This window comes from Clostridium sp. (genome assembly GCF_036646415.1).
GTDB lineage: Bacteria > Bacillota > Clostridia > Clostridiales > Clostridiaceae > Clostridium_J.
This window is the reverse complement of sequence record NZ_JAVXMF010000011.1, coordinates 79891-94266: the sequence shown is the minus strand read 5'-3', so window position 1 is coordinate 94266 and position 14376 is coordinate 79891. Positions and strand designations below refer to the sequence as shown.

17 protein-coding genes are annotated in these 14376 nt (G+C 32.6%); all 17 read right to left on the bottom strand.

What is annotated here, in order from left to right; genetic code table 11:
- Positions 1-8: 8 nt before the first annotated feature.
- The gene (locus tag RSD37_RS09510; RefSeq protein WP_346946493.1) at positions 9-1844 is read right to left on the bottom strand and encodes a fused FliR family export protein/FlhB family type III secretion system protein; all 1836 of its coding nucleotides are present in this window, start codon (positions 1842-1844) and stop codon (positions 9-11) included.
- A gap of 11 nt (positions 1845-1855) precedes the next feature.
- Positions 1856-2125 carry a flagellar biosynthesis protein FliQ gene (gene fliQ, locus RSD37_RS09505; RefSeq protein WP_346946492.1) on the bottom strand — a complete coding sequence of 90 codons (270 nt, stop codon included), beginning with the start codon at positions 2123-2125 and terminating at the stop codon, positions 1856-1858.
- Between the two features lie 14 nt (positions 2126-2139).
- Entirely contained in the window at positions 2140-2910 is a 771-nt protein-coding gene (gene fliP, locus RSD37_RS09500; protein ID WP_346946508.1) for a flagellar type III secretion system pore protein FliP, read from the bottom strand.
- Between the two features lie 86 nt (positions 2911-2996).
- Positions 2997-3347, bottom strand: coding sequence for a flagellar biosynthetic protein FliO (locus RSD37_RS09495; RefSeq protein ID WP_346946491.1), 351 nt, complete (start codon positions 3345-3347; stop codon positions 2997-2999).
- Positions 3348-3355: 8 nt separating this feature from the next.
- Positions 3356-3847: a flagellar basal body-associated FliL family protein gene (locus tag RSD37_RS09490; protein ID WP_346946490.1), complete on the bottom strand. Its 492-nt coding sequence runs from the start codon at positions 3845-3847 to the stop codon at positions 3356-3358.
- Positions 3840-4565, bottom strand: a complete 726-nt coding sequence (locus RSD37_RS09485) for an OmpA family protein (RefSeq protein WP_346946489.1) — start codon at positions 4563-4565, stop codon at positions 3840-3842. The genes RSD37_RS09490 and RSD37_RS09485 overlap by 8 nt, the downstream gene beginning before the upstream one ends.
- 2 nt (positions 4566-4567) lie before the next feature.
- On the bottom strand, positions 4568-5368 hold the full coding sequence (locus RSD37_RS09480; RefSeq protein WP_346946488.1) for a motility protein A: 801 nt from the start codon (positions 5366-5368) through the stop codon (positions 4568-4570).
- Positions 5355-5570, bottom strand: a complete 216-nt coding sequence (locus tag RSD37_RS09475; RefSeq protein WP_346946487.1) for a flagellar FlbD family protein — start codon at positions 5568-5570, stop codon at positions 5355-5357. The genes RSD37_RS09480 and RSD37_RS09475 overlap by 14 nt, the downstream gene beginning before the upstream one ends.
- A 102-nt stretch (positions 5571-5672) precedes the next feature.
- A complete protein-coding gene (locus RSD37_RS09470; protein ID WP_346946486.1) occupies positions 5673-6764 on the bottom strand; it encodes a flagellar hook-basal body complex protein in 1092 nt (363 codons plus the stop codon).
- A 79-nt stretch (positions 6765-6843) separates the two neighbouring features.
- Positions 6844-7533, bottom strand: coding sequence for a flagellar hook capping FlgD N-terminal domain-containing protein (locus RSD37_RS09465; protein ID WP_346946485.1), 690 nt, complete (start codon positions 7531-7533; stop codon positions 6844-6846).
- 11 nt (positions 7534-7544) lie between these two features.
- Complete coding sequence (locus tag RSD37_RS09460) at positions 7545-8909, bottom strand: flagellar hook-length control protein FliK (RefSeq protein WP_346946484.1); 1365 nt, start codon at positions 8907-8909, stop codon at positions 7545-7547.
- Between the two features lie 2 nt (positions 8910-8911).
- The gene (gene fliJ / locus RSD37_RS09455) at positions 8912-9352 is read right to left on the bottom strand and encodes a flagellar export protein FliJ (RefSeq protein ID WP_346946483.1); all 441 of its coding nucleotides are present in this window, start codon (positions 9350-9352) and stop codon (positions 8912-8914) included.
- 16 nt (positions 9353-9368) lie between these two features.
- Positions 9369-10676: a flagellar protein export ATPase FliI gene (fliI, locus tag RSD37_RS09450; protein ID WP_346946482.1), complete on the bottom strand. Its 1308-nt coding sequence runs from the start codon at positions 10674-10676 to the stop codon at positions 9369-9371.
- Between the two features lie 15 nt (positions 10677-10691).
- Positions 10692-11450, bottom strand: a complete 759-nt coding sequence (locus RSD37_RS09445; protein WP_346946481.1) for a FliH/SctL family protein — start codon at positions 11448-11450, stop codon at positions 10692-10694.
- The gene (gene fliG / locus RSD37_RS09440) at positions 11434-12447 is read right to left on the bottom strand and encodes a flagellar motor switch protein FliG (RefSeq protein ID WP_346946480.1); all 1014 of its coding nucleotides are present in this window, start codon (positions 12445-12447) and stop codon (positions 11434-11436) included. The genes RSD37_RS09445 and fliG overlap by 17 nt, the downstream gene beginning before the upstream one ends.
- A gap of 2 nt (positions 12448-12449) precedes the next feature.
- Positions 12450-14021 (bottom strand): flagellar basal-body MS-ring/collar protein FliF, encoded by a 1572-nt coding sequence (gene fliF / locus RSD37_RS09435; protein ID WP_346946479.1) that lies wholly within the window; start codon positions 14019-14021, stop codon positions 12450-12452.
- A gap of 16 nt (positions 14022-14037) precedes the next feature.
- Positions 14038-14364, bottom strand: a complete 327-nt coding sequence (gene fliE, locus RSD37_RS09430) for a flagellar hook-basal body complex protein FliE (RefSeq protein ID WP_346946478.1) — start codon at positions 14362-14364, stop codon at positions 14038-14040.
- Between the last annotated feature and the right edge of the window lie 12 nt (positions 14365-14376).

The window sequence follows — 14376 nt, the reverse complement described above, 5'->3', positions numbered from 1 at the left end:
TCTTTATGTTATTTCTTTATTTTAAAAACTAATACCAAGATCTCTGCCACCGCTTTGTACAGATCTGCTGGAATTTCCTGATCTAACTCCACATCTTTAAACATAAGCCTAGCTAATGGTTTGTTTTCTATAATTGGTACATTGTTTTCAATAGCTCTTTCCTTTATTCTTAGAGCTATGTAATCACTTCCCTTAGCCACTACAATTGGTGCTTTCCCACTATTTTCTTCATATTTTAAAGCAATTGCTATATGCGTTGGGTTTGTTATAACAACTGTAGCATCAGGTACAGATTGCATCATTCTTTTCATTGACATTTCCATTTGTTTTTGCTTTCTTTTTCCTTTTATTTTTGGGTCTCCTTCTTGTTGTTTATATTCTTCTTTAATCTCCTGTTTTGTCATCTTTAAATCCTTTGTATGCTGATACTTTTGATATAAAAAGTCTACAGTTCCTATTATTAAAAGTACTATACTAACCTTAGTAAATATACTAATAAGAAGACCTGAAATTTCTAAAAGTATTTTTCCTATTCTGTAGTTCCCAAAATTTAAAAGACCATAGTAATTATCTAAGATAAACTTATATCCTATATATCCAATAATAGATACAATACATAAATTTTTAATTAGATCTACTACTGCTTTTAACGAAAACATTCTCTTGAATCCATTTATTGGATTCAATTTACTAAACTGTGGCTTTAAAGGTTCTGCTGAGTTTATAAACCCCGTTTGAATTATATTTCCTATAACTCCTATAACCATAATTGGTACTGCTACAGGTATAAATATCTTAAAAATAAAAATTAAACCATTTATAAGAATTCCCCTTAAACTTTGGATATTCAACTGAAAATCCATGTAGTTTCCTAGATACAACTGCATACCTTCCTTCATGGTATTTATAATAAATCCACTTAGAATTGAAATTATCAGGGTTATTGCTATAAGTGTTATAGCCGAAGACAGCTCTTTACTCTTAGCAACTTGACCTTTTTTCTTTGCATCCTGAAGTTTCTTAGGAGTTGGTTTTTCAGTCTTATCTCCGCTGTCATTTGAAGCAGAAATTAATATTATAGGCATTATCTTAAAAAGTTCTGAAAATATATCTTTAATAGTTTCAAAGTTTGAAACCATTACTTTCATAATTATAGGAATTGAAATAGAAAATGTCATAAGTCCTACAAAAATCTTAATTGGCATTCCCATAATCATAGCATTAAGTTGTGGCATTACTCTTGAAACAAGTCCTAATGCTATTTCTGTTATAAGAATTATAACTATTATTGGTAATGCAACCTTAAATCCTATTGTAAAAAATTCAAATATAATATGTATAATATAGTTTCCATGGCCTGTTGTAAAAACTATGGTTCCTACTGGAACGGCCTTGAAACTATCTATAAGGCACTCTATTATTATAAGATGTCCATCTACTAACATAAATACTGCAAGGCAAGTCCAATATAATAATCTTCCCATTATTGAGATAGTTTCACCTGCAACGGGATCAAATAAACTCATCATAGAAAACCCCATAGAAAAGTCCATCATTTGTCCTGCCATTTGAAAAATGCTAAACATTAAATTAATAATATATCCTAAGCACAATCCAATGATTATCTCTTTACCCATAAGAATTATTAGCACGGCAGTACTTGTTACTTCTGGCAGTGCTTCTCGATTAATTATTGGTAATAATATCATAGATAAAATCAGTCCAATTCCAATTTTCATCATACTTGGGGTTCCCGCTGGGAAAAATGCTGGCACTGTAAAAATCAAGGAAGTTATCCTCATAAACACCATTAAAAAAGCTATGAACATTAAAATATCTACCAACGCTATCCCACCTAAGCTCCTATATTAGAAATAATCGAAAAAATTCTCTGTGTAAACCCTACTATAGCATTTCCCATAAAGCTAGCCATAACTATACCTACTAAAGCTACAGCTATTATTTTAGGCACAAAAGTTAGTGTTTGCTCTTGTATTTGAGTTGTAGCCTGAAATATACTTACTAGAAGTCCTACTCCTGTGGCTACAAGTAATATAGGTCCTGCCACTATCAGTGCAGTCTTTACCATATCTTGTAGTATCGCAATTACCATAGACTGTGTCATAATTTTTCACCTCTTTAAAATCCTAAAATTAAGGATTGGCTAAGTAAATTCCATCCATCTACTAGTACAAATAGAAGCAGTTTAAATGGTAGCGAAATCATCGCCGGTGGTAGCATGAACATACCCATGGACATTAACACACTGGCTGTTACAATATCTACTAATAAAAAAGGTATAAATATTAAAAATCCTATTTCAAAAGCTGTTCGTAATTCACTTATAGCAAAGGCTGGAACGATGGCATAAAGTGGTACTTTATCATAATTATAAGATTCTATACCCTCATCATCCTTTTCTACAACTACAGAATCTTCAACATTCCCAGCTTCAAGAAATAACTTTAAATCTTTTACTCTAGTTTGCTTTAGCATAAAATCCTTCATAGGTTTTATACCCTTTTCTACGGCTACCTCCATGGTTATCTCTTCGTTTATATATGGCTTCACTGCTTCTTCATTAATTCTTGTAAATGTAGGTGCCATTACAAAGAAAGTTAGAAATAGAGCTAGTCCAACAATAACCTGCCTAGGTATAGATTGAGCTGCACCTATTGCATTTTTAAAAAAGGATAGTACAGTAACAATTCTAACAAATCCTGTAGTTAGTATAAGAATTGATGGAAGTACAGTAAGTACTGTTAACACCATCAATAATTTTACATTATCAACATACTCTGTGGGTGTTTTCTCCGTTCCCTCTCCAAAGGATATATTGATGTCTGGTATTGGCAAAGTGTCATTAGTAGCATAAGCTACCTTACTAGTAACGGAAAAAACACAAAACATTACCAATAATAGTATTATTGGTTTAATGAAATCTTGTAATCTAATTCTTCTCATATGTATTATTCCTTTATTCTTAAAATCATATTTTACTTTCGACCTTGTAAATACTTATTCTTTAAAAATATCCCTATTTCCCTCAAATGTTCTGTTTTATCCAGCGGAATATTTGGGTAATTATCAAGATTATCATCCTCAATTTCTCTTATGAATTCTACCTTTCCTTGGGTAGATGTCACAAGGTAAAACTTATCTCCAATTCTTATAATTAATAGTGAATTATCTTTACTAACTTGGAGCCTTTCTACCACCCTCATAGTAGAGGTTCTACCATTCTTACTAAATTTTTCCGAAACTTTTCCTAACCATACTATTAATCCTATTACCATTGGAAAAAATATTAATATCTTCATTAATGTAATACCAAATTGTCCACTCATCACTTCACCTATTGAACTATAATAGATGAGAAATAGATATTTAGTACTTCTCCATTATTTAGTACTTCATTCACTCCAGCTATTATTTCTTGTTTTAAAACTTCCTCACCATCCGGTGTAAATTCAGATGATTTCTTAGTTCTTAAAATTTTATTAATACAATCCCTAATCTGTGGAACCTTTGATGATAATTCCACTTGTAATTCTTCATTTGATAAATTCACACCTAAAAATATATTAATTTTTAAATATCTAGATTTTCCTTCATCACTTAAATTTACTAGAAACTCTTCTAATTCTAATGTAAATTCCTCCGTAACTTCTTCACTTGAAGATTCTACTGTATTCTTATCAGAATTTTTTGTAGCTACTCTATACCCCACAAATACAGCCCCACTGATAAGTGCAAATATCAATATTGTAGTTACTACAGCTACAACCACCTTAGAACTTCCATTTTTTTCTTTATCTGATTGATTTTCCTTATTCTTCTTACTCATTTGATTGCTCCTTCGTATTAGTTACAACTATAATATTAACTCTTCTATTTTTTGCTCTATTCTCTACTGTATCATTAGCTGCTATAGGTCGAAACTCTCCACAACCCTGAGCCGAGAATTTATGAGGATCTAATACTTTCTTAGTATTTAAAAAATAATCCAATACACTCAGTGCTCTAGCTGAAGACAAATGCCAATTATTAGGCATGTTACTTGTATTAATTGGTATATTATCTGTATGTCCTTCAATTATTATGTCATTATTAACTTTTACTAAGATGTCAGCAACCTTATCAAGTACAACTTTGCTTTCAGACTTTATCTCTGCCTTTCCAGTGTCGAAAAGCACGGAATCCTTAAGTTGTATATTAAGTCCTCGCTGATCCGAATAAATCTGCACATCTTCCTCTAAATTATTTTCCTTAATATAGGATAATACATCCTCTAAAATATCTGAATTTTCATTTTCAATCACATTATCTACTGTGATTTGTGGCTTTCCAACTATGGGAACATCACCTGTAGACATATTGAACTCGAGTATGGATTTATTAGCACTGCCACTAAATTGAATTTGCATAGCACCTGCTAATTGATTAAATTTTTGTGCATCTACCGTTGACATAGCATAAAGCAAAACGAAAAATGTAAGCAGTAATGTAACTGTATCTGCATATGTGGCAAGCCATGCATTAAGATCTATGTCTTTTTTCGCCATAGCTATTCACCTGCTTCTTTGCTATTTACACTACTCATATATTTAACTCTATCCTCTGGTGATAAGTATACAACCATCTTATCTTCTATTATTCTTGGATTCACTCCTGATTGAATTGATAGAACTCCTTCAATCATCATCTCCATGCTATTTACCTCTTTGGCCGTCTTATAATTTAATTTTCCTGCTATAGGAATTACAATTAAATTTGCAAGCATAGATCCATAAAATGTTGTAATAAGTGCCTTTCCCATACCCGATGCCAGGTTTGCTGAATCCGTTAAATTTGCAAGCATTTGTATAAGTCCAATTAGTGTTCCTATCATACCCATTGCTGGAGCATAAGCTCCCCAAGTAGAAAACATAGATGATGCATCCTCATGCCTTTTCTCTAGTTCTTTAATTTCTAATGTCATAATATCTCTTATAGACTCTGGTTCTATCCCGTCTACTATCATATTTAACCCTTTTTTTATAAACTCATTATCAATTCCTTGTATATCTTCTTCTAATGAAAGTAATCCATCTCTTCTGGCTTTCTTTGAAAGATTAACAAATAACGTTACATTATCAACCTTTGATAATGCCTCTGCCTTAAATGCCTGGCTTCCTACCTTAAGAAATCTTTTAACTTCCTCTATAGGATAGGCCATTAAAATTGCACCAAAGGATCCCCCAACAGTTATTGCCAATGAAGGTACATCAAAAAACAGTTTTAAAGATCCTCCAGTCATCATTCCATAAACTACTAGAGCCATGGCAATAATAAAACCTATCCCCGTTAACATATCATTCTTCTTCATGACTTTCCTCCACGCATACATTAGTCCAATACCTTTTTTTAAACTCTATAACTTTCTCTACAATTTCCTTAGCACTATTTTCTACTAAATATTTTTTTCCATTGATTAAAGTTATTACAGTTTCAGGAATCTCTTCTATTTTTTCTATCTGATTACTATTAAGAATAAACTTTGTACCCTTTAAGGGATTAACTTCTATCATCTTACCTCCTATAATCATATACCGTAAATAGAATTTAATTAAACTAAAGATATCTTTTGACCATCCTCTTTAGTTTAATTATTTCAATTTTTACCTACATAATTATCTTTTTAAATTTACAAGTTCCTGTAAAATTTCATCTGCTGTAGTTATAATTTTCCCACAAGCTTGGAATGAACGAGTTGCAACTATCATATCAGTAAATTGTGCTGATAAGTCAACATTAGACATTTCAAGGAATCCATTAAGGACCGCTCCATATGCCTTACCATTATCAACTCTGCCACCTAGTGCAGCTTCATCAGCATATTTACCTACTCTTGCTAACGGTGCTCCTGAGTTTGCTGAAGGTGAATACATATTATTACCTATTTGCTCAAGACCTTCATTGTTGGTAAATGATGCCATAGCAACTTGTCCAAGTACAGTAGTACTTCCATCAGCAAGGACAGCCTTAATCATTCCATCCTTCTCTATAGAAAAACCTTGAACTCTAACATCTTCATTTGTCGCAGGCACCACCGGATTACCATTGTTATCCAATTTAGGTTTAGATACAGTCTCCGGTATTATTAGTGGTACAAGTTGATTTTGATTTGCATTTAACGCTTTAGATTCTCCATCAACATATTCTGCCTTACCTAGATTACTTGGCGATGATCCACCAGGAATATCAAGAACTGGTGGTGTCGCAGTAGCATCTCCTGGTTTTCCAGGATAACTTATTGAATATCCCATAATTCTGTATCCATTTGCATTAAGAAGATTTCCACTACTGTCTACTTTAAAAGAACCATCTCTAGTATAGAAACTTTCCATGTCACTTGAAGACATACTTTGGTCATTCCCTACAGTAATAGTTCCGTTTTCCGGTCCTTTAGCAACTATAAAGTATCCTGTTCCATCAACAGCTGCATCATAAGGTCTTCCTGTTGGCTGTAAACTTCCTTGAGCCATATTCGTAACTATACTTTGTATTGAAACTCCCATACCTACTCTTGATGGGTTAACTCCTCCAAGGTTTAATCCAGGGCCTGATGCTCTTTTATACCCTTGATACATACTATCTTGGAATGTAACCGATGATGATTTAAAAGAAGTCGTTCCTGCGTTTGCAATATTATTACCAATTACATCTAATTTCTTCTGATTTGCCCCTAATCCAGATATTCCTGAGTACATTGAATTTAACATAATATACTATTCCCCCAATTCTTTATTCTAGCTTTATTAGTAAATGTGTTCAGTGGATTTTTAAGAAAATAAAACTTTCTTAGCCCTTTATTCCAATAACAGAGTTAAATAAGTAATCCTTAACCTCAGTTTTACCATCAATTTCAACTTCAACCTTAAGCTTGATACCTTCAGCATCTCTGTATACTTCTAATACTTTTCCTGTAATACTCTTAACTTCTTCTGGTTTATTTTCTTCGCCCTCACCGACATTACCTTCTGAAGGTGGCTCCGGTGGCAATGCTATTTCAACGATTTTGCCCATTAATGTTACTGCGTTAGAAAAAGTTAAATTATCCATATTAGGATCAGCTGAATCAATAACATCAGTAACTTGCCTATATCCATAATCCCTAAGCTTTCCATCCACGCCTTCAACGGTAACATAGACTTCCTCACCATGTTTATACACAGCTCTAACTACACCACATTGTGGCATTCCATTTGAATCTAGTACATCAAGAGCTACAAACTTTCCTGTTAGATTTTGCGCAGCTGAAAGAGTCATTGTAGTATTTAATGCTGACATCTGTTCTAAACTTGTAAATTGAGCTAATTGAGAGATGTAAGCTGTAGTATCCTGCTCTTTTGTCGGGTCTTGATTGGAAAGTTCTGCAGCCAATATCTTAAAAAAAGCATTTTTATCAAGATCTGATCCCGGTTTTACTATCGGTGTTCCATTATCTGTAGCACTACTTTTTGCTACAGTATTATAAGCTGATATTGCCATTTTCTCATCTCCTAAACTAATAAATCTATTTCACCCTTATATTTAGCACTAGTTTCAGATACAACACCTTCAACATTCATGTCTTCCTCTAATTCCCCATTTTTCTTTTCAGTACCATTTCCCTTAGAGCTATTTTTTCCTTCATGCTGTTGTGCAAAATAAGTGGTATCTTCCTCATATAGTCCAATATCTACTGACTGTATTTTAATATCTGTATTATTAATTTTCTCGTTTATATCCTTAAGTCCAAGGGATAACATTTCTACAGCTTCCTTTGATGTAGCTTTTACCATAGCTTTTAATGTTCCTTGCTCCATACTTACGGATATGCAAACCTCTCCAAGCTCCTTAGGATAAATTTTAACAGTTAGATCCTTTATACCGTTCTTATCCATATAAGCTAAAGCTTTAATCACATCATTATTTAAATCACTCTTTGACATGGCAATAGGCTTTTCATTAGATACACTTTCTATATCTAATATATTGTTTTCAAATACAGACATAAAGTCAGCAACTCTTGTAACCTTTGAATCCTTCTCATTTCCATTTATCACCTTACTTAAGATATCTGATTCCTTTGAAAATTCATCTTTTTTATTTGCACCATCTTGTTTCTGATTATTTTCCGTATTATTATAGCTTTTCTCAATGTCTACATCTGTTGGCTTATCCTGAACATTTAAGCTAACTATTTCATCAACCTTACCAGTGGACTGGTTTCGACCTTCTGTATTTAATTTCACTAGTCCTTGGAGCTGATTAATTAAATCGCCCTTTTCAGTTCTATCAGATCCTGTAAATATATCCTTAAGTAAGCTACTGTTTTCTTTTAAGAATTCTTCATCCTGGCTTATAACATTCATTAAGTTTAAGAAGGTATCTTTAACTTCACTATTGGAAGACATATCATCTAGTAAGCTTAATAAATTCTGTGAAGCTTCACCACTTCCTATAAGTTCTAATATATATTGTAAATCTCCAACATTTAAATTATCTATCTTAACATTTAAATCATTAGTTAGAACTTCAGGCTTAAAACTTTCCTCTTTATTAACATTCATTAAACTTATAATAATGTCAATTAAAGACTTTAAATCTTCTTGATTAACTATGTCTTTAGCATCTACTTCTTTGTTATCTACATCTTTGTTATCTACATCTTTTTTATTACTAACATTATCTTTTGTTGCAGTATCTTGATTTTTCTTTACACTATTATCCTTAACCTTATTATTTTTGCCTACATTTTCAAGTTGTCTAGTAAAATCATCCTTTGATAACTGCTTTTCTTTACTAGTTTTACTATTAAACCCACTAGTCTTATTAGAGTTATTTTTAAAATCAACATTTACGACTTGTCCTATATCTACCATTGTTATCTCCTCCCACTTTGACGTAGAAATCCATATAATGCAAATTCATCATTAAGAAGTTGCTCAACTCTATTTTCTTCTTTTACAAACTGAGCCTTATCTTTTTCTTTTAAAATTCCTACAATCTTTTTATTTACTTGAGCAGTAACTAATTCTTTTCTTGTAACTTCCACATCTTCTTCATGGGTTTTAAGCTTTTCCTTGGTAAGTTCAATGGTACCATTTAATAAATTTAAATAGTGATGTTGCATTTTTCTTTCAGTAGTAGTCATATTATTTTTTATATCAGAATATTTTTCAAAGTTAATCTTCAAATTCTTAAGTTCACTCTCTACTTTAGTTTTCTCCCTTAGAGCTTCCATAAAAATAATTTTCTTATTTTCTTCCTCTTTTTCTCTTATATTTAATAACTTTTGTAGTTTGAAACTATAAATTTGTCCCAAAATATCCCCCACCCTTTTAACTAAACATATTTAAAAGCATATCCTTAGTTTCGTTAAATTCACTACTCTCTTCTATTCCCTGAGTCAAAAACTTATTTATATCCGCAATATAATTAATTGACATATCAATTTTTTCATTGCTTCCCTTAACATAAGCTCCAAGATTTATTAAATCTTCTGCTTCTTTGTATGATGCCATTAAGTCCCTTGCAATAGACGCAGCCTTCTTGTGTTCATCTTCACCAATTTCAGGCATAAGCCTAGATATGCTTTTTAATACATCTATGGCTGGATAATGGTTTTTTGTAGCTAGATCACGACTTAGCACAATATGCCCATCTAAAATACCTCTAACCGCATCTGCAATAGGTTCGTTAAAGTCATCTCCATCTACTAGCACAGTATAGAATGCTGTTATAGACCCTTTATCTGACATCCCACTTCGTTCTAAAAGCTTTGGTAACATGGCAAAAACTGAAGGAGTATATCCCTTTGAGGCTGGTGGCTCTCCAATGGCAAGTCCAATTTCCCTCTGTGCCATAGCAAAACGCGTTACTGAATCCATCATTAACACAACCTTAAGTCCTTTATCTCTAAAGTATTCTGCGATGGCTGTAGCTGTAAATGCTCCTTTAAGCCTAACTAAAGCTGGCTGATCTGAAGTGGCACATACTACTACTGATTTCTTCAAGCCTTCTGGCCCTAAATCTTTTTCTATAAAATCTAGAACCTCTCTACCTCTTTCCCCAATTAGAGATATAACATTTACATCAGCCTTTGCTTCCCTAGCAATCATTCCAAGAGTTGTACTTTTACCAACTCCAGAACCTGCAAAGATACCTACTCTTTGTCCCTCACCACAAGTTAAGAAACCATCAATAGCTCTTACTCCTGTAGGTAATATGTCCTTAATTCTTCTTCTTTTCAAAGGATCAGGTGGCATAGCCTCAAGGGGATAATTCTTGTATAATGTAAGTTCTTTATTATCTAAGGGATTACCAATTCCATCTAACACCTTACCAAGAAGTTCATCAGAACACTTTATACTAAGCTGCTTACCCGTTCTAACAACCTTACATCCTGGTGAAATACCTGTTAGATTACCAAGTGGCATCAACATTAAACTATCATCTTTAAATCCAACAACTTCAGATACTATAGAGTTATTTTCCTCATTATATATATGAAATATTTCTCCTACAAAACCTTTAACTCCCTTTACTTCTATGGTGAGCCCAATTATGTTTTTAACTACACCCTCCATATAATTAAAGTTTGTTCTATTTATCTTTTGGTATATTTCATTAACATCTATACTAATCATAATCTTATTTTACCTTTATACTTCCATAAGAATTTCTCTTAACTTTTCTATGCTATTATTAATAGTAAATGATGTTCTCCCATGATCTTTTTCCACTACTAATGTACCTTTTTCTAGGAAGTTATCCTGAAGTATAACAACTTCCCCTCTAATACCTAAACTTTGTTTAAAGTCTTTTATTACACTTTCTAACTCTTCTACATATGTAGGGGATACTCTTATAATAATCATCTTTGCATTTTTCTCCTCAGCTAATATGCTATATAAAAGCTTATTAAGGGCTTCATTGCTTTCAAATTCCTTCTTTAACATCTTTTCTACAGAACTCACGATAATATCTCTTATTTCCATTTCCTTAGCTTTAAGATACTTATCATACTCTTCTTTTGCTTGGTATAAGATGTAATTTGCATTCCCTATTATTTCTTCATTTTTTTCTAAACCCTCAGCATAAGCCTTTTGGTATCCCTCATTAAATCCAACGTCATAGCCTTCATCGTAGCCTTGTTTAAATCCATTTTCCTTAGCTTGATACAGACTATTATCAATTTCATCTTTAGCTTTTAAAATCATAGATTCCGCTTCTTTATGGGCATTTTCTAGAATTTCCTTAGATTTTCTCTTAATCTCAAGATACTCACCTATATAATTCTCGTCAATCTCTTCTTCGCTATAAGATTCATTAATAGCATCCATTGGAAAAGTTGCATCTATTTCCTTATCTCCAACTTCACACACATTAAAACTTTTAATTACCCTATAAGATGAGTGCATCGTCTCCACCTCTTGAAATTGTTATTTCGCCTGCTTCGTCTAATCTTCTAATTAAAGCAACGATCTTTTGTTGTGATTTTTCAACATCTATAAGTCTTACAGGTCCTAAGAATTCCATATCCTCCTTCAATGTAGATGCAGCACGTTTTGAAAGGTTTCTTGATATGGTTTCTACAACATTCTCTGAAGTACCCTTCAATGCCATGCATAGCTCTTTATTGTCAACTTCACGTAGAATTCTTTGAATTTCTACGTCATTAATAGTAATAATATCCTCAAATACAAACATAGATTCCTTAATCTTATCTGCAAGTTCCATATCTTCTCTTTCAAGACCTTCAGTAATATTCTTCTCAGTTGTTCTATCAACTTGGTTAAGTATATTAACCAGAGATTGAATTCCTCCAATAACATTACTCTCATTAGTTACAACAGATGATAACTTGCTATTTAAAACGTCCTCAATTTCCTTAACTACCACTGGATATATATTACTCATTGTCGCTACTCTATAAGCTACATCACTTTGAAGCTCTGGAGGAAGGGCTGATAATATTTGTCCGCCCTTATCTGGTTGAAGATGACAAAGAATTAATGCTATGGTTTGAGGATGTTCTCCAGAAATTACATTCATAAGCTGGGTTGCATCTGCCTTTCTAGCAATTGAAAAAGGTCTAAACTGCTGTGAAAACTCTGTAACCCTCTCTAGAATATCATTGGCTTTCTGAACCCCTAAAGCCTTTGATAATACACTTCTAGCATATTCAACTCCCCCTTCTAAAATATAGTCCTTAGCCTTATTATTTGCCATAAACTCTTCTAAAACAAGCTGTCTCTCTTCTGATTTAACAGAAGACATATTAGCAATTTCATATGTGATTTTTTGAATAGCATTTTCCGGTAATCTTTTAATTATCCCTGCAGAGGCATCTGGTCCTAAAGAAATAAATAGTATTGCAGCCTTTTGAATTCCTGTAAATTTTTCTGTCTTAGCCATTACTATCTCCCTTCTTCCTCAGAAAGCCATGATTTTATTATTTCAGCAACCTGATCTGGCTTCTTCTCTGCGTATTTTTTAACTTCCTTCATTACTTTCTCTTTTTCCGTTTCTGCTTCTAAGTTTAAAGTTTTATATAAGTCAGCTGCAGTTTCTAATTCTTCATTTCCAACTATAACATCTAATCCATCCACAGCCTCTTCATCTTCTTCCTTGTCCTTATTTTTTTTGCTTCTTAGCATAGAAATAATTATGATAATAACTATAAGTCCTACAACTGCTCCTACTATAAGTGCAATTATTTTATTCCTCTGTGCTTTTAGCTCTGCTGCCTTCATGGCATTAATTTCTTCCTCAGCTTGAGTTTTAAAGTCTTCATCAAAATTTAAGCTTTCGATAGATATTCCATCGCCTCTATCTGCATTATATCCAATGGCATCTGCAACTAAATTTTTTATAGTCCCCTTGGTAACAGGATCCAAATCACCATTTATAACTACTGATGCAGTAATTCTATCAACCTGTCCAGGAGCCTTAACCACAGTCTCCTCGGTTTTAGAATTATTATAATTCTTTGTTTCTTCAGAGTATCCATCTCCATTTGTAGTCTCTTCACTATCTTGAGTGTTATTCATATTGTTATCAACGGTACTTCCAGATGTATTCTCAGTACTTCCTGACTTATCCTTAATAATATGTTCACTAACAATAACATTGGTATCTTTATCATAAATTACATTATTCTGCTTTATAGCATCAAAATTCAACTCTGCATTTACCGATACTTTAACATTATCTCTGTAAATAGGATCAAGTACATTTAAAATCTTACTCTCATATTCTTTTTCTATCTTTTTTGTTGATGCAATCTGTTTTTCTGTACTTCCAGATTGAGCACCAGCTTCTTCATCAAATAACCCTTCTGTAAGTAAGCTTAAATTATCTGATACAATAGTAATATCCTTTTTATCTAAATTCTCCACACTACCTGAAACTAGATATACTATTGACTTAACTTGCTCTGGAGAAAGTTCACTTCCTGGAACCAAGTTTAATGTTACTGATGCACTAGCTGGTGATGGTTTTGTTATAAAAGCTGAATTATTAGGTAACACTAAATTTACTTTTGCCCCTTGAACTTCCTCAAAGGACTTTATAGTTCTTTCCAATTCTCCAGAAATGGCTCTTTGATACATAATTCTAGATTCTTCATCCGTAGGAGCTATCTTACCTTGATCAAAAATTTCAAAACCTTGACTTCCTTCAGTCATTTGAACCTCTGATAGCATCTCCATTCTCAGTTTATCAACTTGAGATTTTTCAACTAAGATAGAATTTCCTTCTATTTTATATTTAGCACCCTTATCCTCTAAGTTAGCTATTACTTTTCCTGAATCCTTAGAATCCATATTTGAAAACAAAACTGTGTATTTTGGTGCAACTGATATGTAAAATAATATTCCTATAGCTAATATTGCCACTATAATAATAATTGCTAAAGCTATCCTTTTGGTCTTCGACATAGCATTCCACTTATCTTTTATTTTTTTCATTAATTCCGATAGCTTATTCATCTAACTCTTCCTCCCACTATACTTGCATATTGTTAAATTCCTTATAAGCATCAACCAGCTTATTTCTAACCTGAATAGCAAGTTCTAATGACATGGATGCTTCTTCCGTAGCTAACATAACTTCATGAATGCTTTTTTCCCCATTAATATATCCTGTAACATTAGTATCTGCATTTACTTGTTGATCATTTACCTTCTGTATCTGCTCTTTCATAATCTTCCCAAAATCTGTTCCAGAACTTTCTATGCCTACATTTTTTTCATTAGAAGTTTCCTTTGTTCCATATATCTCTTTTAAGTCTTTCTGAAAAATTGTTGTACTTGGTATATAACTGTTAATCATAAAGTATTGCTC

Excerpts from the sequence above, each read along its gene's own strand:
- RSD37_RS09485 (WP_346946489.1), bottom strand. The coding sequence starts at position 4,565 with ATGGCGAAAAAAGACATAGATCTTAATGCATGGCTTGCCACATATGCA.
- fliF (WP_346946479.1), bottom strand. The coding sequence starts at position 14,021 with ATGAATAAGCTATCGGAATTAATGAAAAAAATAAAAGATAAGTGGAAT.
- RSD37_RS09490 (WP_346946490.1), bottom strand. The coding sequence starts at position 3,847 with ATGAGTAAGAAGAATAAGGAAAATCAATCAGATAAAGAAAAAAATGGA.
- fliP (WP_346946508.1), bottom strand. The coding sequence starts at position 2,910 with ATGTTTTGTGTTTTTTCCGTTACTAGTAAGGTAGCTTATGCTACTAAT.
- fliQ (WP_346946492.1), bottom strand. The coding sequence starts at position 2,125 with ATGACACAGTCTATGGTAATTGCGATACTACAAGATATGGTAAAGACT.
- RSD37_RS09480 (WP_346946488.1), bottom strand. The coding sequence starts at position 5,368 with ATGAAGAAGAATGATATGTTAACGGGGATAGGTTTTATTATTGCCATG.
- RSD37_RS09460 (WP_346946484.1), bottom strand. The coding sequence starts at position 8,909 with ATGGTAGATATAGGACAAGTCGTAAATGTTGATTTTAAAAATAACTCT.
- fliI (WP_346946482.1), bottom strand. The coding sequence starts at position 10,676 with ATGATTAGTATAGATGTTAATGAAATATACCAAAAGATAAATAGAACA.
- RSD37_RS09470 (WP_346946486.1), bottom strand. The coding sequence starts at position 6,764 with ATGTTAAATTCAATGTACTCAGGAATATCTGGATTAGGGGCAAATCAG.
- fliE (WP_346946478.1), bottom strand. The coding sequence starts at position 14,364 with ATGATTAACAGTTATATACCAAGTACAACAATTTTTCAGAAAGACTTA.
- RSD37_RS09495 (WP_346946491.1), bottom strand. The coding sequence starts at position 3,347 with ATGAGTGGACAATTTGGTATTACATTAATGAAGATATTAATATTTTTT.
- RSD37_RS09445 (WP_346946481.1), bottom strand. The coding sequence starts at position 11,450 with ATGCACTCATCTTATAGGGTAATTAAAAGTTTTAATGTGTGTGAAGTT.
- fliG (WP_346946480.1), bottom strand. The coding sequence starts at position 12,447 with ATGGCTAAGACAGAAAAATTTACAGGAATTCAAAAGGCTGCAATACTA.
- RSD37_RS09475 (WP_346946487.1), bottom strand. The coding sequence starts at position 5,570 with ATGATAGAAGTTAATCCCTTAAAGGGTACAAAGTTTATTCTTAATAGT.
- RSD37_RS09465 (WP_346946485.1), bottom strand. The coding sequence starts at position 7,533 with ATGGCAATATCAGCTTATAATACTGTAGCAAAAAGTAGTGCTACAGAT.